This window comes from Kitasatospora sp. NPDC002965, from assembly GCF_040611255.1.
In the GTDB taxonomy this organism is placed as follows: Bacteria; Actinomycetota; Actinomycetes; order Streptomycetales; family Streptomycetaceae; genus Kitasatospora.
On the sequence record NZ_JBEXNT010000127.1, the window covers coordinates 1 to 26981 of the forward strand.

Consider the following 26981-nt stretch of genomic DNA (forward strand, 5'->3'; position numbering starts at 1 on the left):
CGCGTTGGCGCTCTAGCTGGAGCCGCGGGCGGACCCCGCCCGCGTGACCCCGAGGTCCACCTCGGCTCCGCGTCCGGGCGGGCGGGAGCGGCTCCCGCCCGCCGGGCCCCGGCCGCTGTCACGGCCCCCCGCTCATCCGCCCCTCCTCCGCTACGGCACCAGGACGGGTTTGACCACCCGCCCCGCCTCGCAGTCGCGTTCGGCCTCGTTGACGGCGGCGAGCGGGTACGTACGGATCAGCTGGTCGAAGGGGAACCGACCGGCCTGCCACAGCCCGGTCAGCCGCGGGATCAGCAGCCCCGGCACCGCGTCCCCTTCGCAGATGTGGGAGATCCGCCGGCCCCTGTCCAGGGTCCCCGGCTCCAGGGGCAACGGGGTGTGGAGCCGTGCCACCAGCCCGAGGTGGCCGTTCGGGCGCAGGGACCGGAGCGCGTCGTTGATCAGCGGAGCCGACGCCGTGGTGTCCAGCGCGAACTGCGCGCCGCCGTCGGTCAGCCGCCGGATGCGGTCCGGCAGGTCCGCCGGGCCCGACAGGCCGGCCGAGGCGGTGCGCAGCGGGAACGCGCCGAACCGCTCGGCGAGGGCCAGCCGTTCGCGATGCCGGTCGACGGCCACGGTCACCGCCCCCGCGGCGGTCGCCGCCATCACCGCGGCCAGGCCCACCGCGCCGGCGCCGAGGACGACGAGGGTGTCGCCCGGGCCGGCCCGGAAGGAGTTCAGCACGGCTCCCGCGCCGGTGAGGAAGCCGCAGCCGAGCGGTCCGAGCAGTTCGACGGGGAGCAGCGGATCGACCCGGACGGCGTTGCGGGCCGGGACCATCGCGTACTCGGCGAACGAGGACTGGCCGAACCAGCGGGGGGCCAGCCGGCGCCCGGCCGCGTCGGTGAACCGCGCCGCCCTCTCCTCGCGCCCTCCGAAGAGGTTGAGCGAGGCGAAGGAGTCGCAGTAGGCGGGGGCCCCGCCCTTGCAGCTCCGGCAGTGCCCGCACGAGTCGAAGCTCAGGACGACGTGGTCGCCGACACTCAGGCCGGTGTCCGGGCCACCGGTCTCCGCCACGACCCCGGCCCCCTCGTGGCCGAGGACGGCGGGAAGCGGTGAGCGACCGGCCGAACGCCGGACCGCGAGATCCGTCCGGCACATCCCGCAGCCCGCGATCCTGACGAGGACCTCGCCGTCCGCCGGGCCTCCGTCCAGGACGACCTCCTCGACGGCGAACCGGCCCCCGTACCCGCGCAGCACCGCGGCGTCGAACCTCATCACGCCTCCTCCGGACGGTGCAGGACGAACGGCCTGAGGTTCCCGTAGAGCCCCCACGGCCCGCCCGCGACGCCCACGCCGCTCTCCTTGGCGCCCGCGAAGGGCTGCGCGAGGGACAGCTCCGCGTGGTGGTTGATCCACGCAGTCCCGCACTCCAGCCGGTCGGCCACCGCCTCGGCCCGGTCCAGGTCGGTCCCCCACACCGAGCCGCCCAGCCCGTACCCGGTGCCGTTGGCCGCCTCGACGGCCTCGTCCAGGCTCCCGTACGGCAGGACCGGCAGGACCGGTCCGAACTGCTCCTCCGTCACCACCGGGCTGTCGGGCGGGACATCGGTCAGGACCGTCGGCGCGAAGAAGTAGCCGGGCCGGTCCAGTCGCCGGCCGCCGGCCGCGGCGCGGGCACCGTCCGCCAGGGCCCGGGCCGTGTAGCGCTCGACCCGGGCCAGCTGGGGCGCGTTGTTGACCGGACCCAGCTGCGTGCGCGGGTCGGTCCCGGCTCCGACGGTGACGGCCTTCGCCCGCTGGGCGAGCGCCTCGACCACCTGCGCGTGGAGCCGGACCGGGGCGTACACGCGCTTGACCGCCATGCAGACCTGTCCGCAGTTGCGGAACGCCGCCCAGAACAGCCGGTCCGCGATCCGTTCCACGTCCACGTCGTCCAGCAGGATCGCGGCGTCGTTGCCGCCCAGCTCCAGGGTGACCCGGGCCAGTGAGGCCGCCGCGCCCCTCGCGACGTCCCGCCCGGTGGGGACCGAGCCGGTGAAGGTCACGTGCCGGATGCCCGGATGGGAGGCGAGACGGGCGCCGAGGGGTTCGCGGCCGGTGACGACCGTCAGCACGTCCGCCGGGAGCGCGGTGGACAGGACCTCCCCCAGCAGCCTGGTGGCGAGCGGGGTGAACGGGGAGGGTTTGAGCACCATGGTGTTGCCCGCGGCGAGGGCGGGCGCGATCTTCGCCGACGCCAGCTGGAGCGGGAAGTTCCACGGGACGATCGCGGCGACCGGCCCGAGCGGTCGCCAGCGGACCTCGCTGCGCACCGGCCGGCCGTCCGTGATCGGCCGGGACCGCGGGTCCAGCTCGGCGAAGTAGCGCAGCCGGGCCACCGTACGGGCGACCTCCGCGGACGACTCGGCCAGGGGCTTGCCCTGTTCGCGGGTGAGGAGCGGGGCGAGCTCGGGCCCGGCCAACTCCACCGCGTCGGCCGCCGCGAGCAGCGCGGCGGCGCGGGCGGCGGGGTCGGCCCGCCAGCCGCGCCAGGCCCGATGGGCCCGGTCGACGGCGGCGTCCACCTCCTCCGGCCGCTGGTCGGGGGCCTCGTCGAACGCCTCGCCCGTGGCCGGGTCGAGGACGGCGAAGCGCCGGTCACCCGTGGGGCGCACGGCCTCGTCGGTCGGCATGCCGCCGGTCAGCCGGCGGCAGCGACGGCGACGGCGTGCTCCCGGGCGTGCCGGTCCATCTCGGCCCGGAAGGCGGCCACCAGCTGCGGCCGGATCCTCCCGGCGTCGCGGTCACCGCCCTCGCACACCGCCCCGCGGACGCCGACGATGTCGGTGCCGATGCGGGTCAGCTCACCGAGGTCCACCGCCTTGACGCTTCCGGCGAGCGCGGCGAGCAGCTCGGCCTGGTGGGCCAGCCGGACGAACTCCGCGCAGACGTCGGGCGGAACGTGGTCGAAGAGCCGCGTCCCGTCCTTGATCGCGGTGTCGAGCATGGCCGCGTCGGCACCGGAGCGGTGGGCGATGTCGGGCAGGGCCAGCGGGTTGACGCAGCCGATCCGGTGCGCGTCGGCGTAGCCCGAGGCGACGACGAGCGCGTCCGGCCGGTAGTCCTTCACGGCTCGGACGACCCCGCGCATGACCTCGACGGCCTGGGCGGGCGTGGTGCAGCCGTAGAGGCCGACCTTGATGTACGTGGCTCCGGAGACCGCCGCGCCGAGCGCCGCCTGGGCCACCGTGCCGGGCTTGTAGGGCACGTCCCCCACGGTGGCGGACACCGGCTTGTCCGCCGGCACGGCGTCGCGGATCTCCCGGATGACCCACGGGTAGTTGGCGCCGAGCGAGCCCTCGTCGGGCTTCTTGACGTCGACGATGTCGAGGTACTCCGCCGCCTTGGCACAGTCGAGGGCCTCCTCGACGCTGTCCGGGGAGATGAGAAGCAACACCGTGGGACTCCATTCCATCGCCCGCGCACCTGCCGGAGGGCAGGGACGCGGGCCATTCGGATCACTCGCGGTCTGACAGTCCGTTCATCATCACTGCGGCGCGCAGCCGTCGGTAGGGCGCGCGAAACCCGAGCGGATCACCGCCCCGGCGCGCCCCGCACCACCGTGCGCCGTACACACACGTTCGACACGGTCGAGCAGTCCCCGTCGGCCCACCCCACCGACCAGCCCTCCAAGCCCTCGCCGACGCCACTGCTCGACCGGCCGCGCGGGCCGAGAGCCCGACGCGGCGACCCCATTCCCGGAACCGGATTCCGGTGAAATCCGTTCAAGACAAACGTCGGGCGGCGGTCATGTTTTCGAGCCACTTTGCAACCGAACCGTTCAGCCGAGCCCCAGGAGGGAAGCTTTGGGCTACCACCGGCCTGGGGAGAACTGTGGATCTTCGCATCAGCAAGGGAACGACGGCACTGGCAGCCGGAGCAATCATGATCATGGTCACTGCAAGCGCACCGTCCGCCAGTGCCGCGACCTCGGCAGGGCCCTTCACTTGGAGGAATGGCAACTCGGGTCTGTGTTTGGAGATTTGGGGTGACTCCACCGAGAACGGCGCCAGCGCCAACCAGTGGGAGTGCAACGGCTCGGCCACTCAAAAGTGGTATAGCTCCAACCCGAGCGGATGGGGCACCATTGTCAACGCAAACTCGGGCAAGTGCCTGGAGATTCGGGGTGACTCCAAGGCGAACGGCGCCGGCGCCAATCAGTGGGACTGCAACGGCTCAGACACCCAGAAGTGGTTCTGGGACTGGCAGACCGGCAACCTCGGGAATCTGAACTCGCGCCGGTGCCTGGAAATCAGGGGCGGCTCCCAGCAGAACGGCGTTGTCGTCACCCAATGGGACTGCAACCGCTCCCCCACACAGGCTTGGCGGTAGCGTCGCACTCCTCGCCCAGGCCGTGATCTCCGGCGGTCTGCCGGACAACCTGGTCGCCATCGGCGATTCGAGCTGCTGTTTCAACCCCGTCCACGCCCAGGGAATGACCGTCGCCGCGCTCTCCGCGCGCGTGCCGGCCCCCAGCCTTGACCGACAGGGCGTCCGACCGGGCTTCGCCCGCCGGCACCACCGTCATCGACGCACTCCACAGCACTCCCTGGCTGCTCGCCCACTGCGGACCTCGCCTTCCCCGGCACGGATGAGGACGTGGTCGCCCCGCAGGTCGCGTGCCCGGCAGAGCGTCTTGGGCCGAATGCGGCACGGCGTGTGAAGGGTGGGTTTCCTCCGCCGTTTCGGGGCATCCGTGTCGCATGACCATCTACGTCGTGACCGTTCCCGGCACCTTCCTCACCGAGCCGACCCCCGAGACCCGCGCGGAGCTGGTCCGTGCGCTGCGCGCGTCCGATCCGCGCGAGACGGACCTGGGGGCGGCCGAGGACCTGGACCTCCTCACCCTCTACCCGGACTCGTCGGCCTTCAGCCTGCGGCTGGAGGTCGAGGCCGCCGATTCCGGCGCGGCGGAGGCCGAGGCGCGGGACCTCGCGGCGGATGCGCTCCGCAGGGTCGGCCTGCCGGCCGACGAAGCCCCGCTCGGAGATCCGGTGACGACCGGAATCACCATGGCGTGACGCACCGGAGTCCGCGGCCCCGAGGCGGGCCGCGTCCTGGTGCCCTCCGGGCGCGCCCCGGGCACGTGCGACGCGGACCGGCCCGGGGCGGTCCGGAAGCACTGGCGGGCGGACCCTACCCGACCGGCCGACCGCCGAACCCGCCCGCAGGTGCGCGGTGCCCGACCCCCGCGCGTCGAGGGCGGCGGCGGCCGGGCCAGAGCGGCACGCCCGACCGGGCCCGTAAGCCTTCCGCCTGGTCAAGGAGCATGCGCTCCAGTCTGTTCCGCGCCTGAACCGCCACGGCGTGCAGTGCCGCCGTGAGGACCCCCGTCGTCGCCGCGGCCATCGCTCCGGCGACCAGTCTGCTCGTCTTCATCCGACTCCCTTTCGAGAAGTGGCCCGCGCGGCCCGCAGAGCGCCGTCCAGAGGGGCGGCTCAGGGGCAGCACCGGTCGGCGGCCGGGGGTCAGTGCCCCGGGTGTCCGGGCGGGTGGAAGCAGGCGGTGACCGTCTTGCCGCGCTCGTCGGGCCGGGTCTGCCACGTGTCGGCGAGGGCCTCGATCAGGGCCATACCGCGGCCCGAGACGGCGTCCTGCCCGGCCTCGCGCGGGCGCGGCTCCTGGCTGGACGCGTCGTGGACACTGACGTACAGGCAGCTGCCGTCCCACGTCAGCACCAGCTCCGCGTCGCTGCGGGCGTGTACGTGGGAGTTGGTGATGAGTTCGGAGATCGTGAGGACGACGGCATCGGCCGTCTCGGGGGCGCGTTCCGTCCAGCCCAGTTCGTCGAGGTGCCGCCGGGCCCAGATCCGGCCCACCCGCACGCCTCCGGAGACGGGCAGTGCCCTGGCCCAGCCGAGCGCCCGCATCGCGGGCTCCTGTCCGCTCATGGTGCTGCTCCCTATGCCTCGGTTGCCTTGCGGGGTCGGCTGCCCCCGTTTCACCGAAGCACGCACGGACGGGTGTCGGACGCAGGCCCGGCCGACAGACCGCCGAGTGCCCGCGCGGACGGGAGACGTGACGCACCCGAGCGTGGCGGAGAGTGGACGCCGACTCGTCACCGTCACCGTCGTCGGCGTCAGGGCTGGCGCGACCGGCGGCCTTCACCACGCGGGTGTGGCCGCTCCCGTGTCGAAGCCGCCCGGAGGGGCGGCGGACGGGCCGGCCGCCCGCCCGGCCCCGGACCGGCATCCGGTCGCGTTCCGGGTGCGGGGGCCGGGACCGGTCGGGCCTTGGTGCGGTTGCCGCAGACGCGCACGGAGCACCACCGGCCGCCGCGGTTCGCAGGCGTGGTCGGCCCGTACCGCCTCCCCGATCCGGGTGAGTTCGGCCGGGTGGGTTCGGTCCCGGCGGAGGCGAGGGCGGTCAGTGCCCGGCGGCGGACCTACGGTTCCGCCCGATCGGCGTCGTCACCGGTGCCCAGGGCAGTGGCACAGGTGGAAGGGGCGAGGGAGCAGATGCCCGGCCAGGAGGCGGGGCGCAGCGCGGCGCCGGTGTCGGCGAGCGCCCGACAGGGCCGGTCGGACCACTCCCGGCCGAGGTGGAGGCCGCGGCGCACCACCGTGCCGCCGGGCCCGAACCGGGTGTCCCCAAGGGCCGGAGCGGTCACGCCCGATCCGAGGTCGCGCAGGCGGGCTCGTGCCAGGTCGTGCGCACGACCGCCCCGCCCCGCACGAGGTGCTCGCTGGACCACGTCCGGCAGCACCCACCCGCTCCGCGTGGCCGGGCCGAGGCCTGCGGCACGTGGACGCGGGCGGGCGCAGCGGTGGAGGGGACGGCGCGGGCGGCCGGGCGGCGGCGAGGGCGCCTCGTCGAAGATGTCGTCATGTCGAGGGATCTGCCCGCCCCGTCGGCCCGCCGAACCTCACCGCCACCCGAACGGGCTACCCGGACCCGTTCCGACCGTTCGCTGACCTGCGCGGACACTTCCTCCGTACCCGGGGGCCGGACGTGCCGGGGCAGCAGAGGCGCGCCATGACGCCGCCCGCTACGAGCCACGTGGTTCGGGGGCGTGCCCGTAGGGGTCACGCGCCCCCGACACATGGCACTTTACGGCCATGCGGGTGACCGGCCGCATGAGTGCCCCGGAAGTGGGAACTCCATCCCTCTCGACGATCAACCACCGCACAGAACGGACCCTCATGGGCAGCCAGGACCAGCACAGGACGCACGAGCACGTCGAAGCCCACCGCGCGGCGCCCCACACGCCCACGAACCAGCCCCCCGCACCTGCGCCGCCGACCACCGACCCGACCCTCAGTACGGCCCACACCACGCACGCCACCCAAGGCCTGCCGAGGCCGGCAAACTGGCGTGGGTGATCACGGCGCCGGCTTCGGTGGGCGCCGTCGCTGAGTCTGATGACATCTACGACGCCGTCTTCCGGGTCGGGTTCGGCCCGCCGGCCCCGGCCGTGCCGTGGTACCTGCCACGGGCATCGAGATGCGGCCCGGCGGCATGAGCACCTCGGACGATCTGCCGGCGGTGCTCGCCAGGGAGGGCGGCGAGCGTCTGCCGGCCCTCCTCGGCCTGGTCAAAGGTGAGCGCGAGGCCGACCAGACAGCAGGCCCTGACCTACCAGGTGTTCGCGCAGGGTCTCGTGCTCGGCGTCCGTGAGAGGGCGGGAGTGCAGGAGGGGTTCGCCGTCGTCGGGGGCCGGGCGGTGGATCGGCGACAGGACGAGGTCGCTCGCGGCGGTCGCGGTGCGGGTGCGGGGACCGCGCAGCTGCAGCGTGGTGCTGCCGGGCAGCATCACCGCCTGGTGGACCAGGGCGGGAGCGAGGCTGTAGGTGCTGCCGGGCAGCTCGGTGGTGGTGACGGCGGGGGCCAGGTCCCGGGAGGTGAAGGGGCCGGTTCCCCGGTCGGTGCGACGGTAGACGTGCTGCACGTACCCGCCGGTCAGGACGCGTGTGGTGAGCGGGTGGGCGTGGTCGTGCGGTACGCGCTGGTTGTCCGGGCGGAACGAGGTGTTCAGCCGGATCTCGAAGCCGCGCTGTTCGGCGGCGTGGAGGACCAGGCGGTCCGTCAGGAGGGTGGCGCGGCTGGCTTCGAACCGCTCCGGGTCGAAGCGGAGGGTTTCGACGAGCCGGTTCATCAGGGGTCGGTCGGTTGCCAGCCGGGTGAGCGCGGGGGCGCTCTGGTGGTGGAACCTGTCCAGGTCGGTGGGGTGCAGGGCGGGGATGTCGCCGAGCCAGTGCCCTTGGGTGCGGAAGTACGAGTCGTGTTGTTCGGGTGGTGTCGTGAGGCAGGCCCGGGCGTGCTCGCCGGCCCGCCGGCAGTCGGCCACCGTGAGCGGCAGGGATCCGCGGTGTGCCGGCGGCTGGTGGGCGACGATGAGCTGTGCACTGTCGGCGCTGCCGGTCAGGGACGTGGTGGCGCCGGTGTGGATGACGGCGAGTTGGCCGGGGTCGAGCGTGCGCAGGTACTGCGGTCGTCCGCGAACGGCGTCGACGCGGTGACGGTAGGCGGCGAGGTGGAGGGCACCGGCCAGGGGCAGGGTGACGGTGGCGACCGGGGCCGTCGTCGTGGGGGTGGTGCCGCCGTCCGGGAGCCGGAGGTAGAGGCCGGGGGTGTGGCGGTCGGGGGCGGCGAGCATGAGCGTGGTGCCGGTCGGTCCGGTGAAGGAGCCGTCGGCGAGGCCGGCCGGGCCGGGGTCGAGGAGCTTGAGGACGTGGTCGATTGCTGCGTCGACCTGCCAGGTGGCGTCCAGGAGGTCGTCCGTGTCGGGGACGGCGGCCGGGGTGAACGGGCCGAGCAGGGCGCTGAGGGACGGGGGCAGGAGCACCGGGACCTCCTTGGTGGGGCTCGGGTGGGAGCGGCGGGTGGGACCGGGACGGCAGGCGCCCGCGGTGGGGGGTGTCATCAGGTCCCCGCGGTCGGGGCAGCGCCGGGCGAAGGCGTGCAGCCGCAGGGGTGTCCGTCGGGCAGTACGCCCAGGCCGTGGAGCCGGTAGACGGCCTCGACCGACTGGCAGTAGCCAGTGACTCCGACCTGCTCGTAGGTGCGCCGCAGCGCCCTCGCAACGGTGTCCTGAACGACCCCGATGGCTTCTGCGGCCTGGAGCGTGGTGGAGCCCTTGGCGATCAACCGCACGGCCGTCAGAGCGCGGTCCTCGATCACCGGCGGGGGTGCGGGCAGGTCGGCCGGTACGGGCAGGAGCCCTGCTCGCCAACCGAAGTCGACGGCCCCGGCCCTGTTGATCGGGCGGCGGGCGGCGACTTCCAGCACCTTTCGGAGCCTCTTGATGCGGAACGCGACGAACCGGCTGCCCGTCTTGAGGATCTCGGCGATCTCGGGGTTCCTCAGACCCCGGGCCATCAGGACGAGGGCCCGGTAGTCGGTCATGTTGAGCTTCACCTGAACACCGCACCGGGGGCAGGGTGTGCCCTGCCCGCCTATCAGCGCTGCGTCGAACTCCCGCCTGAGGCTTGCGAGTTCGCCAGGTGAGGGAAGTGGTTCGAGGGGCTGGCACAGGCACGGATGGGAGTCGGGCAGCAGCTTCGCGTTGTGGAGGAGGTAGACGGCGCGTGGGCCGTAGCGTTTGCCGTCGGTCAGCCCGAGCCGCTTGTGGACCCTCTGAAGGGCGGACTTGACGGCCTCGGTACCGACGCCGAGCAGCCGCGTCGTGACGCGCCGGGGGTTGCCTCGGGTGGAGGAGACGAACGCGTAGAACTCCAGCGGGTCCAGCGGTCGGTTCAGACTGGGCGGATTCGACAGGAGCGGGAGTAGCCCGGCACGGTACCCGATGTCGACAGCCTGGACCCGGCTACGGGATTCCAGGCGTTCGAGGATGCTGCGGACGTGCCACTGCACCTGCCCCGGGCTCCAGCCGTTCCGTTCGGTGATCTCGTCGTCGGCCATGCCGCCGGCGATCATCTCCAGCGTCTGCTGGCCGGTCCGGTCAAGGATCAGGTGGTCGTTGCACCTGGGACACGGGGTGCCGAAAACAGACGGTGAGTGCGGGATGCCGATGGTCACGGTGAGAGCCGTTCGTGGTCGTGGACGCTGGGAGTGCTGGTGGGACCCCCGCACGAGAGGGGTCCCACCAGCGGCACCGGCCCTGATGTGTTCCACGGGCCGGTGCCGGCGCCGGATAGCGAGGCCGACGCGGTCCGGGCCGCGTTCCCGGGGAGGCGTTCCGGGCGCGGTCCGCGCGGTGAGCTCAGGCGTGATCGGTGGGGGGACCCGCTGCTCTTCCGCGTCCCCTTCCCGGAGGGCGTCCGGGAAGGGGGTTGAAGCCCGGGGCGTGCAGCACCGTGGGAGGCTGCACACCCCGGGAGTCGGTGAGTGCTACGCGACGGGAGTGGGGCGGCGCGAGCTCGGGTGCCGGGGGCGTACGGGTATCGCGTCGCCGAGGGACGGCCGGGGCCGGGCCTGGCCGATCAGACCGTGGGCCCGCAGAACGGCGGTCGTCACCGCGGCGGTGGGCAAGGGCACCCCGGTGGTCAACGGCCGGCTGACGGCGGTCTGGTTCAGCACCAGCGTGAACCACACGGTCTTGCCGCCGCCGGGTTCGGAGTGCCAGCCGAAGCGGTCGGCCAGGGTACGGACGAGAGCGAGGCCGCGGCCGCTCTCGTCGTCCTCGGTGGCCGCCCGGAGGCGGGGCGGGGTGCTGCTCCGGTCGGTCACGGCGACCTTCAACGCGCCGGGAACGGCCGTCCAGACGACGCACAACTCACCACCGTCGGAGCTGCCGTGGTTGACGGCATTGCTGACCAGCTCGGAGGCGAGCAGTTTGGCGTCGTCCAGCTGGTCCTCGTCGAGGACCAGGCCGAGTTCGTTGACCGCCTGAGCAGTGGCCTGCCGGGCTGTACGGGCGCTGCTGAGCACAGCAGGCAGAACGCGGACTCGGCTGGCGGGGTTGGCCAACCGGGGAGGGTTGGGCTGGTGCATGACTTCCTCCGGTGGCGACGTTACCGATTGGAGGTGCTGGGGCCCTGCTACGGAACGAAACACGTGACGATGCCGGAAGCCGTTCCGTAGCAGGGCCCCCATCTCAGCAGCGGGCCCCAACGGGGAGAAGGCCACTCGACCGGCCACTGAGTGGCCGGTTGCGCCCAATTCGGTCAGAGTGGCGGCCGGTCGGCCGATTCACGTTCTATGTTTGGAATGTGACAATGCGTAAGGACGCGCCATGAGTACCCCCGTACGGCGAGGGCGCAATGACCGCCTGTACGAAGCGCGCAGGCAACGCCGGTGGACGCAAGAGCGAGCAGTCCGCGAGGTATCTGAAACCGGGAAGCGGCTGATCGGCCGGGACTCCTTCGAGGTATCAGAGCGATCGTGGCGACGGTGGGAACAGGCCGATCCGCCGCTGCCCCGGCCGGATGCGCTGCGAGCGCTCTGCGAGACCTTCGGTATGGCGTACGACGAGCTTGGATTCGCTCTTCCGGTCGAATTCCGGCCAACGGCCTCTGGCGCGCGGCCCAGTGAAGGAGCCATCATCCCGCCTGTGAACCGACGAGACCTTCTGTCTGCCGCCGGCACGGCCGCCGTCCTCAGTCGGCTGCCGTGGCTGGCCTCCTCTGCTGCCGCCAGTCCTGCTGGAACTGTCCGGGTCGGTGACGACCAGGTCGAGGAACTGCGAGAGACGCTCGGCAACCTCGATGCCCTTGACCAGCGCTTTGGTGGAAACCTGCTCTGGCGTTCAGCTCAGCACACGCTTCATGTGGTGCACGACCTGCTGGACCGGGCCCAGTACACCGACCAGATCGGTGCGGAATTGCACGGCATTGCCGGCTCCCTCACCACGTCGCTGGGCTGGTACTGCTACGACGCCGAGCTCCAGGAACGGGCATCGGTGTTCTGGTCGCAGGCCCTCAACACGGCGTTGCTGTCCGGTGATGACGCCCTCACGGTACGAACGCTGGCGAACATGTCCCGTCAGGCCGTTGACCTTGGCGGGAAGGCACGGGACGCCGTTCGATATGCCCAGCTCGCCGCCCGCCACGCGGGACGGTGGGCGCCGGCCCGGGTGCACTCCCTGCTGGCTGTCCGCGAAGCTCAGGGGTATGCCCGCCTCGGAGACGTCGCCAGCGCCAACGAGGCAATCACGCGGGCTTGGCGGGCGTTCGAGAAAGGCTCCACGGATCGGGACCCGCAGTGGACGCTCTTCCTGAACGAGGCAGAACTGACGTGCCTTGAGGGGATGTGCCGCAGCGACCTTGGCCAACACGGACCGGCCGTTGGCCTGCTGGACCGTTCCGCTCAGATGCAGGACACCGCGCACGACCGCAACCGCGGTATGTGCCTGGTTCGGCTGTCGAGCGCCGCCCTGTCAGCCGGCGATCTGGATCACTCCGTTGAGGCGGCCGACCAATCCGTTCGGATGATCGGCAACGGCATGGCATCCGCCCGGAACAAGCGGGTCCTGCTCGCTGTCGCCGGTGGTCTGCGGTCCTACGAGGACGAGCCGCGGGCCCGTGAGACGGTGGAACGCATCACCGCCTGTGCGGCCTGACAGACCAGCGAGGAGACCCCGTGTCACTGACCGAACTTCACCTTGAACGGCACACCGCAGCCGGCACCGCCAAGCTGATTCCGGATCTGATCGCGGTGTACGCCCAGGTCTATGACGTGCCGCCCTACCAGGGGGATCCGTTCTTCACGCCGGAAGCCTTTCAGGAGCGGTTGCTCGGTGCCATGGAGATGCCAGGGTTCGAGTGCGTTACGGCCCGGGCCGGCGGCATGCTGATCGGGTACCTGCACGGTGTCACCCTGCCCGAGGACCGCACCTGGTGGCTGTCCATCGGCGAGCAGCGGCCGGACGACGTCCTGAAGGCTTCGCAGGCCGGGGACGTCTTCTGGTTGCGCGAGTTGATGGTGCTGCCGATCCACACCAACAGGGGTGTTGGTCGGCGGCTTCACGACGGGGCTGTGATCGGTCGGGGGCAGCAGTGGACGACGTTGACGTGCATCCCTACCAACCAGCCGGCGCACGACGCGTACCTGCGTTGGGGGTACAAGATCATCGGGCAGATCAAGCACGCTCCGGACTCCCCGGTGTACAACGCCATGGTCCTGCCTGTCACCGCGTTGCTGCGGTGACAGGCCCTGGAGTTACTCTGCCGGGATGGCGATCGAAACGGCGAAGCTGGGCGCTGGCCACTGCTCGCCTTGCTCTGGCCCAACTCGATCAGGACGAGATCGGGCGGGCCTGCGAGACCGTCACCGGCGTCTACGTTCTGGTGGGGCCGAGGCCGAGTGGATGCTGAGTTCCCGGGGAGGCGTTCCGGGCGCGGTCCGCGCGGTGAGCTCAGGCGTGATCGGTGAGGGGACTCGCTGCTCTTCCGCGTCCCCTTCCCGGAGGGCGTCCGGGAAGGGGGTTGGAGCCCGGGGCGTGCAGCACCGCGGGAGGCTGCACACCCCGGGAGTCGGTGAGTGCTACGCGACCGGAGTGGGGCGGCGCGAGCTCGGGTGCCGGGGGCGTACGGGTATCGCGTCGCCGAGGGACGGCCGGGGCCGGGCCAGGTCCAGCGGTATCCGGATCTCACCACTCAGCGGGTCGTAGTTGATCTCGCCGCCCCGACGCGGGGAGGCGTGCACTGCGGGGAGTGACATGAGAGGACCGTACGGTGACGGCATCATGCGAGGGGACCCAATCTGTCCCCCCTTGCCTGGCTGCCCCCCACCACGTCCGGGTGAACGCCTGTGCAGCAGGTTCTGCCCGCTCTACGGTGTGTTTTGGGGCCACGGGATCGGTCAGCGTCCCGGAGGCCGCAAGCAGCCAGGGAGAGGCATATGTCCGAGCAATCCGACGAACTGACCGTAGGCGAGCGCATCAAGTTTCAGCGCGAGCGCCGCGGCATGACCCAAGCCGTCCTCGCCGGTCTGGTCGGCCGGAGTACCGCCTGGTTGAAGAAGATCGAACAGAACCAGCGCCCCCTCAATTCCCATGCCGCGCTGCAGAAGATCGCGTTGTCGCTGCGCATCGACGACCTCTCGGTTCTCACCGGGCCCGCATCCTCACCCCAGCCGATCAGTACCGGACGGCTGTACCACCCGGCGTCGGCAGCCGTGTGGGCGGTCCTGCTGGAACGCGGGACCTGCGGGCCGGCACAGATTCCGGAAGGCACCACCGCGAGAAGCTACGGCGCCGATGTGGATGCCGGGTGGAAGCTCTGGCACCGGGCAGCGGACAACCGGACCGACGTCGGTCTGATCGTTCCTGACCTCATCCGTTTGGGTGAGGCGCTCGTGGCCCACAGCGCAGGCGAGGAACGTCGGCGCGTTCTCAGCGCGCTCGCTGCTTCGTACCGCCTTGCACAGCAGGTGATCGCCTACATCGGGCCGGCCGAGGCCGTGTGGATGCTGGGCGATCGGGCCATGGCGGCAGCAGCCGATGCCGACGACCCCGCAGCCATGGGCGCGGCCGCGTGGAACCTGGCCAACACGCTCCGGGCGGTCGGTGAGCATGAGGGCGCAATGATGCTGACCACCACGGCCATCGAACGCCTGCGCCCGCACCTGCCCGAGGCGCCGCTGCACTGGCGGGGACTCTACGGTGCCCTGCACCTCCACGCCTCGATCACCGAGGCCAAAGACGGTCGCGAGGGGCAGGCGTGGCGGCTCTGGGACACGGCCGACCAGGTCGCGAAGTCGCTGCCGGCTGGGTACGCGGAGCTCTCCACCGTGTTCGGACGGGCCAACACGGACCTGCACGCCATCAGCATCAATACCGAACTACGCAGCTCGGGCAAGGCGTTGAACCTGACGGACGCAATCGATCCCGATGCGATTCCTTCGACCGAGCGACGTACTCGGCTGTGGGTCGATGCTGCTCGTGCGCACCTGGACAGGGGAGATCGCACTGCTGCGCTGCACGTCATGGGTAGGGCGTTGAAGGTTTCCCGGGAGACAGTCCAGTTCACCCCTCAGGCCCGTACGGTGGCTGCCGAACTCTGGCGTCGGGCTCCGCGGTCAATGCGCGAGGAGACCTTGGAGCTCGCGGAGACAGTAGGCATCCCGACTGGATTCTGAGTTGGCGGCGCTGTTCGCCTGGGCAGCAACGCCGTCGCCGCGCTGGCCGCGCTGGCAGACCCGGGGGCCTACCCAGCCGGGATGACGATCGAACATGGTGGTGGGATCGACATCAACGCCACCGAGAACTCATCACCCTGGCGCCAGACTTCCCAGTTACGCGAGAGTGGACCGATTACCTTCGTACCCCGGAAGGCTCGCGATGACCATAGACCTCCGCCACTTCCACGGCGACAACCTGCCTGAGGAACACCGCCAGGTACTGCTTGAGGTCCACTCCGATGCCTATCGGGAACAGGCGGACGATCCCTTCGTTCAACGATTCGGCTGGTTCGTCGATCACTGGACCACACGGTCCGGGTACTCCTGCGTCGTCGCATACGAAGGCGACACTCCGGTCGGCTTCGCCTACGGCGCACCCCTGACAGACGGCTCCGAGTGGTGGCGTCCTCATCTCGACCCGGCACCCGATCCGGCCCGAACGTTCGCCGTCTCCGAGGTGATGGTGCGCCCGTCATGGCGGAATCAAGGAATCGCCCAAGCCGTCCACGCCGCCCTCGTCGCCGAACGCTCCGAGGCCCTCGCGGTGCTCTACGTCGACACCACCCACCCCCGGGTCCAAACGATGTACGAGCGCTGGGGGTACGCCAAGGTCGGCGAGCACCGCCCCTTCGAGGATGCGCCGTTGTACGCCGTCATGCTGCAGGAACTGGCCGTACTCACGTAGTCCCCCCCCCACAGGGCCGAAATCAGGGGAGGCGCCTCCGGCTGGACGAACGTCAGAGGGAACTTGTGTACTGGTGAAATTCGGGTCGCCCTTCGTCAGAACGTTCACCGAATTTTGCGTTGAGTACCAGGCACAGTGGATTGCTGGCAAAACGGCGCAGCCGGTCCCCCGGGTGACGGCGCGTCCGGGCAGACTGGGCCCATGACCCACGATGCCGAGGACCGGCGGTCGATCCCCGCCGAACTGCGCACCTACCTGGCGGAACTCGTCCGCCGCACCCGGTCCGTGTGCGGGCCGCACCTGGTGAGCGTGCTCGCGGTCGGGTCGGTGGCGCTCGGGGACTACCGGCACGGCCGCAGCGACGTGGACGTGGTGGTCGTCGTCGAGCCGGACCTGCCGGCACCGACCCTGCGCGAACTGGCCGGGGAGCTCGCCCACCCCCGGCTGCCCTGCCCGGCGGCCGGGCTCGAACTGGTGGTGTACGGGGCGGACTTCGCCGCCCGCCCCTCGGGCGCTCCCGGGTACCTGTTGAACCTCAACACCGGCCCGCTGCTACCGGACCGGGCCGATCACGACACCTCCGGCGCACCCGCGTTCTGGTTCGTCATCGACCGCTCGATCGCCCACCGGGCCGGAATCACCCTGTGGGGCGAGGCGGCATGCCAAGTGATCGCGGAACCCGACCCGGCCGACGTGTCCGCCGCCCTGCGCGCCTGCGTGCGCGAACACGCCGACGGCGAGGGCCACCTCGCGGACAACCGGGTGCTCAACGGCTGCCGCGCGCTGGTGTACCGCCGCACCGGCCGGTGGAAGGCCAAGCGGGAGGCGGCCCGCACGACAGCCGCCGCCGAGCCCGGCTTCCGGCCGCTGATCGAGAGCGCGCTGCGCAGCTTCGAACAGCCCCGTCCGGCCACGGCCACGCTGCCCGCGGCCGACGTGCGGGCCTTCCTGAGCTGGGTCCGCGAACGACTTGAGGCGACGGCCACCCCGGCCCCCACCCCGGCCCCCACCCCGGTCATCGCCCCGACCGGCGACTCGCCCTGACACCGAGCCCGCCGCCCCCCGCCCCCCGCCCGGCGCCCCCGGGCGGCCGGGCGCGGGACGTGCGCCGCCCGGCCGCCGGTGAACGGGCGTCACGCCGGCCGGGCGGCCGGGCCGCGCCGTGAAGTCCGGGCGCCGGTGGGTCAACTACCCGCGGGGGGCTCCTGACCGGGCTGGGAACGGCGGAGCTGTTCGTTGAGACGCAGGGCTTCTTCGAGTTGGTCTTCGAGGATGACGATGCGACAGGCAGCTTCGACGGGGGTGCCCTGGTCGACGAGGTCGCGGGCACGCATGGCGATGCGCAGTTGGTAGCGGGAGTAGCGGCGGTGGCCGCCGTCGGAACGGAGCGGGGTAATGAGGCGGTGCTCGCCCAGGGCGCGCAGGAATCCGGGCGTGGTGCCGGTCATCTCGGCGGCGCGGCCCATGGTGTAGGCGGGATAGTCGTCGTCGTCGAGTTTGTCGGGCGTGCCGGGGCCGGTCGTTGTAGTCACTGCACCTCTCTGGTTCTCGGGAGAACGCGTCGAGGGGCCCCGGCGCCGTGGCGGCTCCGGGGCCCCGAAGGGGAAACAACACCATCTACCGGCCTGGGCCGGTCCTCTGCTTCCGCACGGCCCCTGGGGGGATGTGCGGGGATCGCGTATGCGTGACCGGAAACCACCGTCCTTGCCTTGGGGTCTGCGGTGTCCGCCCGGACGAGTGTTCACGGGCCGGGCGATCCTGATGGCGCTTGCGCCCTCCATTTCATCCTCGGTACTGACCTGTCGCTTCCGTACTGCGGTACTGCGGGTAGTGCGCTACTGCGGGGTACTGCGCCTTCTGAACTGCACCTTCCGGTCGGTGGCCTTGAGGGCCCACCTGGTCCGGCAGCCAGCCCCGTCGCCCGTCGTGCGCCTTCGTGGCTTGGAACCCCACTGCCCGGACTCCTCGGCACGCGCGCCTGCAGTCCTGACGCCTTTGCCGAGGTCGTGTCCGTTGTGTGACTGCTGGTACTGCACCTACGGAACTGCGTACTGCGCGTACTCGGCGGCCCCTGACACCTGCGGGCCACCCGGTCCGGCGGCCAGTCCCGTCACCGTCCTGCACCTGCCTGGCTTCGGGACTCCACTGCCGTACCGCACTGCGGACTTGCGCTCGACGACGCTGGCCGGAACTGAACCGGCCGGTACCGCCGACTGCTGCCTACGAGAGAAACGCTAGACCCGCCCCCAGGCAATGTCTACTGCGGCGCGCACAGATTTTTCGGAGCCGGGGAGACAGGTACCGCCGGGCCGGATCGGCGCCCACCCGGGCGCCGACCACCTCCGCTGCCGGCTCCCGGCTCCCGGCTCAGTGGCCCTCCCCCGCGATCGTGCCGGCCGGGCCGGGGGCCGCCTTGTCGCCGAAGTCGATCCCGTCGGGGTCGAGGTACACGAATTCGGCGAACTCGGCGCTGCGCGGGAACATGGCGCGCTCGTACTCGGTGAGCGCGGCCTCGACGTCGCCGGGGTGGGCGGCGAGGGCCTTGCCGAGTTCGGCGCCGTCGAGCATCGCCAGGTTGGCGCCTTCGCCGTTCGGGGCCACCAGGTGCGCGGCGTCCCCGATCAGGGTCACCCCCGGCACCCGGTCCCATTCGTGCCCGACGGGCAGGGCGTAGAGGGGACGCAGGACCGGCGCGGTGTCCCCGTCGGTGATCAGGGCCGTGAGCTCCGGCGCCCACCCGTCGAACTCCCCCGCGATCCGCGCGGCGGCTGCGGCCGGATCGGTGAAGTCAACCTCCTTGAACCATTCCTGAGTCCTCGTCAAGTTCACGTAGGTGTGCAGGGTTTCGCCCCTCTCCCGGTGGGCGAAGATCTCCGCGCCCGGCGAGGGTGCCATCATCGACCCGCCGCCGACCGCTCGCGCCGCGGCCGGATGCCGGGTCTCCGCGTCGAACAGGTAGGTCTCCACGAACGACGTGCCCGTGTACTCGGGGGTGACGTCGGAGAGCAGCGGCCGCACCCGCGACCACGCGCCGTCCGCGCCGACCAGCAGGCTCGTGACGATCGTGCTGCCGTCACCGAACGCCACCTCGTGGCGGCCCTCGCCGAGGGCACGGGCGGCGGTGACCTTGTGCCCCCACCGGACGGTGCCGTCGGGCAGCGAGTCGAGCAGGACCTGCCGCAGGTCGGCGCGCTGCACCTCGGGGCGTCCGCCCGTGCCGTCGTCGGCCTTGTCGAGCAGGACGGTGCCGTCCCGGTCGAGGATCCGCATCGCCTGGCGGCCCTCCAGGACGACGGCGCGGAACTCGTCCATCAGGCCGGCGGCGTCGAGGGCGAGCTGCCCGTTGTAGTCGTGGATGTCGAGCATCCCGCCCTGCGTACGCGCCGTCGGGGAGACCTCGGCCTCGTAGACCGTGGCCGGGATGCCGTGAACGTGCAGGACGCGGGCCAGCGTGAGTCCGCCGAGTCCGGCACCGATGATCGTGACGTGGGTGTCCATGAATTGGCTCCTCGGGTTCGAGCCGCCCGGTGGGTTCCGGCGGCCGTCTCCGGAAACTTCGCAGACCCCGCCCACAGCCGACCGGCAGCCGGCCCACACCCGACCGGCAGCCGACCGACAGCCCTCCGTCATCCGACCGTCACCGCGCACCGGCCCGGACGCCCTCAGCCCGCGACGACCGCGTCCCACTGGCGCCGGGTCGGACCGTCGTGCTTCGGCGAGAAGTCCGGGTTCGCGTCCAGCCAGGCGGTGACGTGCCGGTCCACTTCGTCGGTGCCGTAGGCGTCGCCGGCCGGTCGCAGGAGATGGCGTACCTGGGCCCGGGCCCTCATGACGACGGGATCGTCGAAGGCGCAGGCGGCCACCGCGGCGGCCCGCCGGTCCGGGGGCGGCGCGTTCTCGGCGAGGCGCTGCTCGTTGACGCGGTCGGCCGCCACCTGGTCGTCGAACCACGGGCGCAGGACCTGCCGCGTCCAGGCGTGGTAGTCGGCGGGGTCCCGGGCGATCCGGTCGACATGGGTGGCGAGGTACTGGGCGGCGCGCAGGCAGAGGGCCGCACCGTGACCCAGGGTGGGGTTGGTATGGACGAGGCTGTCCCCGGCGTTGACCAGACCGGTGACGACGGGTCCGTCCTCGTCGCTGAGGGACGTCCAGCGGTTGTCCAGGCCGGCCATCGCCAGGACGGCCGACTGCGGTTCGGGGTCCAGGTCGAGCCAGGCGGCGGTGGCGGGGAAGCGGCGGGCGGCGGCCTCGAACACGGCGGGGTCGGTGAGCGCGCCGCGGGTCGGATCGCCCGTGGAGAGCACCAGGTTCACCGCGAAGGTGTCGTTGTCGGACGGGAAGACACCGGCGAGCGCGAACGGTGCGGCCGAACCGTTGGCCACCCGCCCGGGGTGGCGCGGGCCGTCCGCCCGCAGACGGTACCAGCGGCACAGGTAGGCGATCCCGGTGCGGTGGCTGTCGACCACGGGCGGACGGCAGCCTGCCTCGATCAGCCAGGCGGGCACCGGCGAGCGACGGCCGGACGCGTCGACGACGAGGTCGGCCCCGTGCGCTTCCGCGCCCACCCGCACGCCGGTGACCCGGGCGGGGCGGCCCTCCTCGACGGTGAGGGCGCTCACCCGGCAGCCCCGCCGCACGTCGACGGTGCGTTCCCGCTGGACGGCCGCGGTCAGGGCGGCCTCCAGCACGATGCGCCGGGTGCGCAGGGTCACCAGGTCCTCGTCACCGTCGCGATGCGGCGGATGCTCGCCGAACCAGTCGAACTCGTGGTACTCCCGGGCTCCGCGCGCCAGCAGGTCCGCGTAGACGTCGGGGGCCTCGGTGCGCAGCACGGCGCGGACGGGTGCGAGGAGCGAGTGGGGCTGGACGGCCTGCGGTATCCGGGGCCTGGCCCAGTGGAAGAAGTCGCGGTCCAGGTCCTCGCCGGCCTGTCGCGCGTCCTGCTCGAACACGGTGACCGCATGGCCCCGCCGCCCCAGCATCAGCGCCGTCCCCAGCCCGCCGATGCCCCCACCGATCACCGCAACCCGCGCCACAGAGCTTCCCTTCGCGTCGTGTTGCGAAACGATCTTACTGCTTGATGATCTCCGTTCGACGACCGGCACCCTCCCCCGCGGCTCGGAGAGCGGGCCGCGGGGGAGGGTGCCGGGACGGGTGCGGGGGACGACTGCGGGGCGGACCGAGTCGCACGGCGCGCCGGACCGCGAAGTCCCGCTGGGGCGCAACGGTGCGCCCCAGCGGGAGATCCGACGGATCAGCGCGTGCAGCTGATCGCGGCGTTGGCCCCGTAGTAGCCGGGGGCGAGCCGGTAGGAGTCGGCGTAGAGCAGCACGCACTGCTCGTTGAGGAATCCGCTGATCAACGCGCTCCGGCGGGCCGTCTTCTCGGCCTCCCGCTTGGCCTCCTTGGGGCTGTTCTCGTAGGCGGAGCCGGTGAAGTTCCGCGTCTCCTGCACGCGGGCGTCGGCGTGCGCGACGGTCGGCGCGAGCACGGCGAGGCCCGCGAGAACGACGGCAGCCCCACTCCGGGCGAGCATCGAGGTCATGTCGGTATCTCCTTCTGGGTGGACATCGGTGGGGTTCAGCGCTGGCAGAACAGGCTGGCGACGGCGGCGTACACGCCGCCGCCGACCGACCGGACGTCGGTGGCGCGGACGTGGCACTGGCTCGCCTGCCAGCCGGCCGACTGGGCGACCGCGCGGGCCGTGCGGACCGCGCCGTCCACCGCCTGGGACGGCGAGGTGCCGACCCCGTTGCCGGTGAACGTCCTTACCTCGGACAGGACGTCGGGGTTCGCGTACGCGCCTCCCGCGACGGCCTCGGCTCCGGCCGGGGCCGCCTGGGCGGACGCGGTTCCTGCGGCGAGGCACGCCGAGGCGGCGAGGGCCACGGCGAGGGGACGGAGACGGAACGCGGACGAGCGGCCCACGGGAACTCCTCGGTCGTCGGTTCGGCGGTCACGGGAACGGTCGACGCGCACGGACCCGGCCGGTGTCGGCTCCGCGGTACGGGCCGCGTCCCTCCCGCGTCCGGACCGCGCCGCCAAGGGCACACCGGCCGTGGCCCCCGTCCGTCCCCCAGGTCCCCCACGTCCCCCACGTCCGCCGGCCGCCGTCACCGCGCCGCGGACCGCCTTCGGCCATCTCGTCCGGGTTCTCATCCGGGTCTCTCCTCTCGCTTGCGTCCTTCGGCCGCCACCCCCGCGTGAAGGCCCCTCGACACCGGGAGGAGGGGCAGGTCCGCGGGCGTCGGTCGTGCGGTGGTGGCCCTGACCGCACGCTAGTTCCGTACGTCGGCCGCCCGTCAGCCGCCCGTTCGGGGGGCTTGCCGATCGGCCGCCCGTCTGCAACCTCACCCGCACCCGAGAGTCAACTTGACGGCGTGTCACTCCCGGGGCGGGACACCGCCGGCGGTACGGTGCGTCAAGCAACGAACCCGGCACGACAGGGGGTGTTCGTGGGCGGCTCCGGGGGGAACGGCTCGCAGACGCTGGAGGAGCTACGGGGGGCGCTGGCCGCCCATCGGCTGGTCAACCTGACCGGCCCGCTCGGGGTCGGGAAGTCCCGACTGGCAGCACGGCTGGACGGCACGACAAGGATCGACCTCGACCTGCCCCGCGCGCTGTCCGAGCTGCGCCGGGCCCTGGCCGACCCGGCCACCGCACACCGCACGCTGGTGATCGACGGCGTCGACGGCCGGCAGCGGCGGGAGGCGGTGAGCGCCGCACTGGACGAGGACACGGCCGCCCGGCGCCCGAGCCTGGTCGTCGTCAGCCGCCGGCCGGTCCTGGCCGATCCGCGCTGGACACACCCCCACATCGCCGCCCTCGCCCTGCCACCGGCCTGCGACGGTCGCATCACCACCATGGCGGCGGCCGTCGAGTCCCAGGAAGGACGGGCGCTGGCCGTTCGACTCGCGGGCGGCATCCCGCTGCTGGCGGACGCCGCCTGCCGCGCCCTGGCCTGCTCCCCGCCACCGGCATCCCCCGGTGCGATCGCCGACCAGCTCGCCGAGGTGATCCTGGAGCGCCTCGGCCGCGAACTGCCCGGCCGGCGGTGGCGACACGCACTGCGGACACTCGCCACCGTGCGGGCCGCGGACGAGGAGCTCCTCCCGGGAGGTCCCGACCAGTTCACCCGGCTCGCCGCGCTCAGCATCGTCGAGCGCGGCGCCCTCGGACTGCGGATCACCGAGCCGTACCGAACGATCCTCGAACTCGCCTACCGCTGGCGCCGGCCGCAAGCGCACGAGAGTGCCCGCAGCCACGCCCGCGACTACCGCCTCACCCTCCTCGGCCGCGCCCACCACGGCCGGGAGCGTGCCGAACTCGCCGACCACGGGCTCTTCCTCACCGGCCATCCGCTGCTGCGCCGCGAACTCTTCCCCGCCGGCGAACGCACCGTGGGCTTCCGCACCGCCCTCGCCACGGACGGCGACGACATCGCCCGGCTGATGCACGAGTGGGCCCTCCACAGCGGCTTCGACCCGCGCCGCTGCGAACGCCTCACCGAACGCTGGGCCGCCGACGACATCTCCGCCTTCCACCTCGCCCACGACCGCGACGGCCGGGCGATCGGGGTGGCCAACCTGATGCCGATCGGCGCGCGCACGGCCGACGGCGTGGAACCGCTGCTCCAGCAGCACAGCGGAACCCTGACCGGCGGCGGGCTGTTCCTCGGCGCCGCGCACTGCCGCGACCCGGCCGCGCGCGCCCACCTCCTGCGCCACGTCCTACGGCAGGGCGTCGAAGCCGGACGCCTCGTCGTCTCGACCGCGAGCCCCGACTACCAGAACCTGATCCGCGGCCTCGGTTTCCGTGGGCACGGCGGAATCCGTGACGACGTCTACCGCTGCGGCCGGAACCCGGAAGTCTTCAGCAACGACCTGGCGGCCACCGCCCTGCCGGACTGGCTCGGCCGGATCGCCAGGGGTGACGCGCCCGAGCCGGGACCCGGCCCGTCCGGCACACCGCGCCTGTCCCCCAAGGAACTTCGCATCCTGCTCGACTACACGTCGGGCATGACGCTGGACTCCGCGGCCCGCCGCGCCGGCATCACCCCGAACACGGCCAAGGACTACCTCGGCAGGGTCAAGGCCAAGTACCGGGCGGCGGGGCGGCCCACCCACACCAAGATCGACCTCGCCCGGAGAGTCCGCGAGGACCGGCTCGACCACTCCTGATCCGGGCGCCTGACCGAGAAGCGGTCACGTCGCGCGGGAGCCGGCTGAGGACCGGGGCGAGTCGGCGGGTCGCGAGGATGATCATCGACCGCTTCGCCACGGCCTCGTGGTGTTCGGGCAGCCGCTCGTAGTCGCGGACACAGCCTGGACCCGTTCCGGGCTCACCTACCCTCAAGCCGTTCATGGAGCTCCTCGGCGAATCGTGTCCGGTAGACGCCGTGGACGATGGCCCCGGGAGACTGGTAGCCCCGGTGCTCAGGGTCCGAGACATCCTCGTCCCACGGCGCCGTGCCTTCGGGAAGCAACGGAGCACGGCCCAGATACATCTGAGCGACTTCTTCCAGCCGTAGTTCACCCGCCACCACCGAGCTCCACAGCCCGTGGCCCTGCCCGACGACCCACAGGCACAGATCCTCGGTGCTGTCCTCGGACCAGACGTCCCCGTCCACGCTCAGACCTTCCGAGAAGTCGGCCAGCGACTCCGCCGCGGACTCGTACGCGAGCGCGAAGGCTTCGAGCACCTCCCGCGAGGGGGACTCCAACCACAACTCCAGGGCAGACAGACGCGGTCGTGTCGCTTCCAGGACCTCCCAGAACCAATCAGGAACATGATCCGGTCCCATCGCGGCTCCTGGGTCGACGGCTGCGGTACTCGCCCGACCGTACAGCGCGATGGAGTTCCCCGGACACTCCCGGACCTCATCGTCGGCGAACGGCGCCGGCCACCTGCACCGCCACCGGTCCTACCGCCAGGCACCGAGACGACCTGGTCACCGGCATCTCCCGCAGCAGGGCCGGACGTGCGACGCCCGGCCGCCGGTGAAGGGACGTCACGCCGGCCGGGCTCTGAGCCGTGGCGGGACGGGCCCGGACGGCGAGAGGGGGGAAACCCGCCGCCGGACCACGCTGTGCCCACCCGGACCCTCTCCTCACCCCGATCCGCGCGGACAAACATCCGGATTCTCCGACCGGCCGTGCAGGACACCCGGCCGCGGCGAAGACGGCTGCACCCGCCGGCCCGGGCCGACCGGGCCGACCGGGCCGGGCCGAAATCCGTTGAGGACGGTGCTACTTGCTCTCCAGCCTCCCCAGCGGGTCGGTGCTCTCCGCCAACGCGGCGGCCGCCGTCCGCCAGGCCGCGTCCCCGGGGTGGAGGGCACTGCGCAGGAAAGCGGTCGTGAGCTGCTGGACCAGAGCGACCCGGGCCGGGCTCTCGTCGGTGGTCTCGGCGACCTCGTACCCGGGGATGCCCCCGAGCGAGTGCTCCGCCCCGAAGAGGGTGAGCAGGCTCTTGCGTCCCGGGCTGTGGGTGTACGGGTCGGTGGACCAGTCCGGTCCGCGCGTGGACAGGTGGGACTGGTCGCGGTCGCCTGCGACGATGAGGGCCGGTGCGGCCATGGCGTCGAAGGACGGCCGCATGAAGGGGAAGTGCTCGGCGGCGAAGGGGACCAGGTCGTCCCCCAGGCCGGCCGGTGCCAGCAGCACACCTGCCGTGACGCGGGCGTCCGTCATGTCCTCGCCGGGGACGCCGTCGGGGTCCAGGACGCGCGCGCCCAGCAGTGTGCTCGCCGTCTGGGCTCCCCAGGAGTGGCCGGCCACGGCGATGCGGCCGTGGTCGACGCGCCCGCCGAGGCCCGGCACGGCGGCCTCCAGCACCTGGAGCCCGTCCATGACGCGGGTGAGGTCCTCGACGCGCAGGCGCCAGATCCTCGGCGTGCGCGGGTCCTCGGCCGGCAGACCCAGTGTCCGGGAGTCGAGGTGGGTGGGCTGGACGACGACGAAGCCCTGGGCCGCCCAGTGGTCCGCCAGCGGGGCGTAGCCGTCCATCGACCAGCCGAAGCCGTGCGAGAAGAGGACGACGGGCAGATCGCTGCCGGTCACGGGCGCGGACACACGGACCTGGAGGTCGTCACCGCGGCCCGGGGCGGGCAGGACGAGCGGTTTCGCGGACGACACCACGGTGGGCGTACCGGTGGCGGTGGAGTCGGACATGGAAGGACCTTCCGTTCGGACTTCTCGCAACGTGGGGTTCGGGTGGGCCCGGGCAGCTGGTCGCACCGCGGGCCGGGCCGGTCGGGGAGCCGTTTCGCGCGCGGCCGCGTCGGCAGCGGTGTCGGCGCAGCGGGTGTCGGTGGCAGCGTCCGGTCACGTCCGGGTGGAGCGCGAGCGCGGCGGACGGCTTGGTCGCCGGCCTCCGGGTCTGCCATCATGAGCAAAACGGAACCTCGTTCCGCAAACGATACGGAACGTCGTTCCGTATCGCAAGGCTCACGAGAGGAACGCCACGGTGGGTGACAGCGGTCAGGGCACCGGAACCACACCCGAGTCGAAGCGCAAGGACGTCCGGCGCAACCAGCAGACCCTGCTGGACGCGGCCGCCGCGGTCTTCCTCACCTCGGGCGTGGACGCACCCGTACGCGACATCGCCGCCGAGGCCGGCGTCGGAACAGGCACGATCTACCGGCACTTCCCCACCCGGGCGGACCTGGTCATCGCCGTCTACCGCCACCAGGTCGAAGCCTGCGCCGAAGCCGGGCCGGCCCTGCTCGCGGCGGGCCCGACCCCGCACGCCGCCCTCGGACGGTGGCTCGACCTCTTCGTCGACTTCCTCGTCACCAAACACGGCCTGGCAGCCGCACTCCAGAACGACACCAGCGGCTTCGAGGCACTGCACGCCCACTTCCTCGACCGCCTGCTGCCGGTGTGCACCCAGCTCCTCGACGCAGCCGTCGCCGGCGGAGAGATCTCCGACGACCTCGACGCCTACCAGCTCATGCGCGGCATCGGGAACCTCTGCATCGGCGCCGACAGCGACCCCCGCTACGACGCGCGCCCGCTGGTCGCGCTCCTCGTCGCAGGGCTGCGCCGCCCGCACTGACGACGGCGTCCGCCCACCGCCCGCCCACGGCCGTGCGGGGTCGAGGCCGCTTCCGCCCTCGACCCCGGCGAGCGGGGACGACTCACGAACCGGCGGCGGCCCCCCCCGCCCCCACCAGTGCCGGCCGGGGCGCCCGCGTCTGGGCGGAGGCCCCCCCGCAGGCCCCGAACAACGCCCCCCCCGCGGCGGGGGGGAG

At 72.4% G+C, this 26981-nt stretch carries 26 protein-coding genes and 1 pseudogene; 10 read left to right on the forward strand and 17 right to left on the reverse strand.

Annotation, left to right across the window (positions count from 1 at the left end; all coding sequences use genetic code 11):
- Positions 1-150 precede the first annotated feature (150 nt).
- The 3 genes from ABZY91_RS33595 to ABZY91_RS33605 are packed head-to-tail and all read right to left on the reverse strand — an operon-like array spanning position 151 to position 3418.
- A complete protein-coding gene (locus ABZY91_RS33595; protein ID WP_355406945.1) occupies positions 151-1257 on the reverse strand; it encodes an NAD(P)-dependent alcohol dehydrogenase in 1107 nt (368 codons plus the stop codon).
- The gene (locus tag ABZY91_RS33600) at positions 1257-2654 is read right to left on the reverse strand and encodes an aldehyde dehydrogenase family protein (protein WP_355406947.1); all 1398 of its coding nucleotides are present in this window, start codon (positions 2652-2654) and stop codon (positions 1257-1259) included. Before ABZY91_RS33600 ends, ABZY91_RS33595 begins: the two co-directional genes overlap by 1 nt.
- An 8-nt stretch (positions 2655-2662) precedes the next feature.
- The gene (locus tag ABZY91_RS33605) at positions 2663-3418 is read right to left on the reverse strand and encodes a (5-formylfuran-3-yl)methyl phosphate synthase (protein WP_355406949.1); all 756 of its coding nucleotides are present in this window, start codon (positions 3416-3418) and stop codon (positions 2663-2665) included.
- Positions 3419-3855: 437 nt separating this feature from the next.
- Between ABZY91_RS33605 and ABZY91_RS33610 the strand changes: the two genes are divergently transcribed.
- Positions 3856-4353 (forward strand): RICIN domain-containing protein, encoded by a 498-nt coding sequence (locus ABZY91_RS33610; RefSeq protein WP_355406951.1) that lies wholly within the window; start codon positions 3856-3858, stop codon positions 4351-4353.
- A gap of 371 nt (positions 4354-4724) precedes the next feature.
- Complete coding sequence (locus ABZY91_RS33615) at positions 4725-5042, forward strand: hypothetical protein (protein WP_329881382.1); 318 nt, start codon at positions 4725-4727, stop codon at positions 5040-5042.
- 447 nt (positions 5043-5489) lie between these two features.
- Here ABZY91_RS33615 and ABZY91_RS33620 read toward each other — a convergent pair whose 3' ends face one another.
- From ABZY91_RS33620 to ABZY91_RS33645, 6 genes are all read right to left on the reverse strand, one after another.
- Entirely contained in the window at positions 5490-5912 is a 423-nt protein-coding gene (locus ABZY91_RS33620) for an ATP-binding protein (RefSeq protein ID WP_355406953.1), read from the reverse strand.
- A gap of 188 nt (positions 5913-6100) precedes the next feature.
- Positions 6101-6391 (reverse strand): hypothetical protein, encoded by a 291-nt coding sequence (locus ABZY91_RS33625; protein WP_355406987.1) that lies wholly within the window; start codon positions 6389-6391, stop codon positions 6101-6103.
- Positions 6392-6406: 15 nt separating this feature from the next.
- Entirely contained in the window at positions 6407-6631 is a 225-nt protein-coding gene (locus ABZY91_RS33630; RefSeq protein WP_355406955.1) for a hypothetical protein, read from the reverse strand.
- 924 nt (positions 6632-7555) lie between these two features.
- On the reverse strand, positions 7556-8806 hold the full coding sequence (locus tag ABZY91_RS33635; protein ID WP_355406957.1) for a hypothetical protein: 1251 nt from the start codon (positions 8804-8806) through the stop codon (positions 7556-7558).
- A 77-nt stretch (positions 8807-8883) separates the two neighbouring features.
- Entirely contained in the window at positions 8884-9999 is a 1116-nt protein-coding gene (locus tag ABZY91_RS33640; protein ID WP_355406959.1) for a LuxR C-terminal-related transcriptional regulator, read from the reverse strand.
- A gap of 312 nt (positions 10000-10311) precedes the next feature.
- Positions 10312-10851 carry an ATP-binding protein gene (locus ABZY91_RS33645; protein WP_355406961.1) on the reverse strand — a complete coding sequence of 180 codons (540 nt, stop codon included), beginning with the start codon at positions 10849-10851 and terminating at the stop codon, positions 10312-10314.
- A 304-nt stretch (positions 10852-11155) separates the two neighbouring features.
- Between ABZY91_RS33645 and ABZY91_RS33650 the strand changes: the two are divergent.
- From ABZY91_RS33650 to ABZY91_RS33660, 3 genes and pseudogenes are all read left to right on the forward strand, one after another.
- Positions 11156-11380, forward strand: a pseudogene (locus ABZY91_RS33650) (helix-turn-helix domain-containing protein); the annotation flags it as partial.
- Positions 11381-12481: a hypothetical protein gene (locus tag ABZY91_RS33655; RefSeq protein ID WP_355406989.1), complete on the forward strand. Its 1101-nt coding sequence runs from the start codon at positions 11381-11383 to the stop codon at positions 12479-12481.
- Between the two features lie 20 nt (positions 12482-12501).
- A complete protein-coding gene (locus ABZY91_RS33660; RefSeq protein ID WP_355406963.1) occupies positions 12502-13068 on the forward strand; it encodes a GNAT family N-acetyltransferase in 567 nt (188 codons plus the stop codon).
- Positions 13069-13404: 336 nt separating this feature from the next.
- On the opposite strand, the gene ABZY91_RS33665 is transcribed toward ABZY91_RS33660, so the two are convergent.
- Complete coding sequence (locus tag ABZY91_RS33665) at positions 13405-13581, reverse strand: hypothetical protein (protein ID WP_355406965.1); 177 nt, start codon at positions 13579-13581, stop codon at positions 13405-13407.
- A 180-nt stretch (positions 13582-13761) separates the two neighbouring features.
- Here ABZY91_RS33665 and ABZY91_RS33670 point away from each other — a divergent pair, with 180 nt between their 5' ends.
- From ABZY91_RS33670 to ABZY91_RS33680, 3 genes are all read left to right on the forward strand, one after another.
- On the forward strand, positions 13762-15000 hold the full coding sequence (locus ABZY91_RS33670; RefSeq protein ID WP_355406967.1) for a helix-turn-helix domain-containing protein: 1239 nt from the start codon (positions 13762-13764) through the stop codon (positions 14998-15000).
- A 202-nt stretch (positions 15001-15202) separates the two neighbouring features.
- Entirely contained in the window at positions 15203-15727 is a 525-nt protein-coding gene (locus ABZY91_RS33675) for a GNAT family N-acetyltransferase (RefSeq protein ID WP_355406969.1), read from the forward strand.
- Between the two features lie 201 nt (positions 15728-15928).
- The gene (locus ABZY91_RS33680) at positions 15929-16771 is read left to right on the forward strand and encodes an aminoglycoside adenylyltransferase domain-containing protein (RefSeq protein ID WP_355406971.1); all 843 of its coding nucleotides are present in this window, start codon (positions 15929-15931) and stop codon (positions 16769-16771) included.
- Positions 16772-16911: 140 nt separating this feature from the next.
- On the opposite strand, the gene ABZY91_RS33685 is transcribed toward ABZY91_RS33680, so the two are convergent.
- The 5 genes from ABZY91_RS33685 to ABZY91_RS33705 form a co-directional block, all read right to left on the reverse strand.
- Positions 16912-17193, reverse strand: coding sequence for a MerR family transcriptional regulator (locus tag ABZY91_RS33685; protein WP_329879503.1), 282 nt, complete (start codon positions 17191-17193; stop codon positions 16912-16914).
- A gap of 901 nt (positions 17194-18094) precedes the next feature.
- Positions 18095-19225, reverse strand: coding sequence for an NAD(P)/FAD-dependent oxidoreductase (locus tag ABZY91_RS33690; protein WP_355406973.1), 1131 nt, complete (start codon positions 19223-19225; stop codon positions 18095-18097).
- Between the two features lie 164 nt (positions 19226-19389).
- Positions 19390-20763 carry an FAD-dependent oxidoreductase gene (locus ABZY91_RS33695; protein ID WP_355406975.1) on the reverse strand — a complete coding sequence of 458 codons (1374 nt, stop codon included), beginning with the start codon at positions 20761-20763 and terminating at the stop codon, positions 19390-19392.
- Positions 20764-20981: 218 nt separating this feature from the next.
- Positions 20982-21272, reverse strand: coding sequence for a hypothetical protein (locus ABZY91_RS33700; protein ID WP_329879496.1), 291 nt, complete (start codon positions 21270-21272; stop codon positions 20982-20984).
- Positions 21273-21307: 35 nt separating this feature from the next.
- Entirely contained in the window at positions 21308-21655 is a 348-nt protein-coding gene (locus tag ABZY91_RS33705) for a hypothetical protein (RefSeq protein WP_355406977.1), read from the reverse strand.
- Positions 21656-22182: 527 nt separating this feature from the next.
- On the opposite strand from ABZY91_RS33705, the gene ABZY91_RS33710 reads away from it, so the two are divergent.
- Positions 22183-23907, forward strand: coding sequence for a helix-turn-helix transcriptional regulator (locus ABZY91_RS33710; protein ID WP_355406979.1), 1725 nt, complete (start codon positions 22183-22185; stop codon positions 23905-23907).
- A 161-nt stretch (positions 23908-24068) separates the two neighbouring features.
- Here ABZY91_RS33710 and ABZY91_RS33715 read toward each other — a convergent pair whose 3' ends face one another.
- Positions 24069-24530 (reverse strand): hypothetical protein, encoded by a 462-nt coding sequence (locus ABZY91_RS33715; RefSeq protein WP_355406981.1) that lies wholly within the window; start codon positions 24528-24530, stop codon positions 24069-24071.
- A 445-nt stretch (positions 24531-24975) separates the two neighbouring features.
- On the reverse strand, positions 24976-25899 hold the full coding sequence (locus ABZY91_RS33720) for a chlorophyllase (protein WP_355406983.1): 924 nt from the start codon (positions 25897-25899) through the stop codon (positions 24976-24978).
- 295 nt (positions 25900-26194) lie between these two features.
- Here ABZY91_RS33720 and ABZY91_RS33725 point away from each other — a divergent pair, with 295 nt between their 5' ends.
- Complete coding sequence (locus tag ABZY91_RS33725; RefSeq protein ID WP_355406985.1) at positions 26195-26785, forward strand: TetR/AcrR family transcriptional regulator; 591 nt, start codon at positions 26195-26197, stop codon at positions 26783-26785.
- Positions 26786-26981 lie beyond the last annotated feature (196 nt).

Excerpts from the sequence above, each read along its gene's own strand:
- ABZY91_RS33675 (WP_355406969.1), top strand. The coding sequence starts at position 15,203 with ATGACCATAGACCTCCGCCACTTCCACGGCGACAACCTGCCTGAGGAA.
- ABZY91_RS33685 (WP_329879503.1), bottom strand. The coding sequence starts at position 17,193 with ATGGGCCGCGCCGCCGAGATGACCGGCACCACGCCCGGATTCCTGCGC.
- ABZY91_RS33665 (WP_355406965.1), bottom strand. The coding sequence starts at position 13,581 with ATGTCACTCCCCGCAGTGCACGCCTCCCCGCGTCGGGGCGGCGAGATC.
- ABZY91_RS33680 (WP_355406971.1), top strand. The coding sequence starts at position 15,929 with ATGACCCACGATGCCGAGGACCGGCGGTCGATCCCCGCCGAACTGCGC.
- ABZY91_RS33690 (WP_355406973.1), bottom strand. The coding sequence starts at position 19,225 with ATGGACACCCACGTCACGATCATCGGTGCCGGACTCGGCGGACTCACG.
- ABZY91_RS33715 (WP_355406981.1), bottom strand. The coding sequence starts at position 24,530 with ATGGGACCGGATCATGTTCCTGATTGGTTCTGGGAGGTCCTGGAAGCG.
- ABZY91_RS33700 (WP_329879496.1), bottom strand. The coding sequence starts at position 21,272 with ATGACCTCGATGCTCGCCCGGAGTGGGGCTGCCGTCGTTCTCGCGGGC.
- ABZY91_RS33655 (WP_355406989.1), top strand. The coding sequence starts at position 11,381 with ATGGCGTACGACGAGCTTGGATTCGCTCTTCCGGTCGAATTCCGGCCA.
- ABZY91_RS33620 (WP_355406953.1), bottom strand. The coding sequence starts at position 5,912 with ATGAGCGGACAGGAGCCCGCGATGCGGGCGCTCGGCTGGGCCAGGGCA.
- ABZY91_RS33720 (WP_355406983.1), bottom strand. The coding sequence starts at position 25,899 with ATGTCCGACTCCACCGCCACCGGTACGCCCACCGTGGTGTCGTCCGCG.
- ABZY91_RS33600 (WP_355406947.1), bottom strand. The coding sequence starts at position 2,654 with ATGCCGACCGACGAGGCCGTGCGCCCCACGGGTGACCGGCGCTTCGCC.
- ABZY91_RS33615 (WP_329881382.1), top strand. The coding sequence starts at position 4,725 with ATGACCATCTACGTCGTGACCGTTCCCGGCACCTTCCTCACCGAGCCG.
- ABZY91_RS33595 (WP_355406945.1), bottom strand. The coding sequence starts at position 1,257 with ATGAGGTTCGACGCCGCGGTGCTGCGCGGGTACGGGGGCCGGTTCGCC.
- ABZY91_RS33670 (WP_355406967.1), top strand. The coding sequence starts at position 13,762 with ATGTCCGAGCAATCCGACGAACTGACCGTAGGCGAGCGCATCAAGTTT.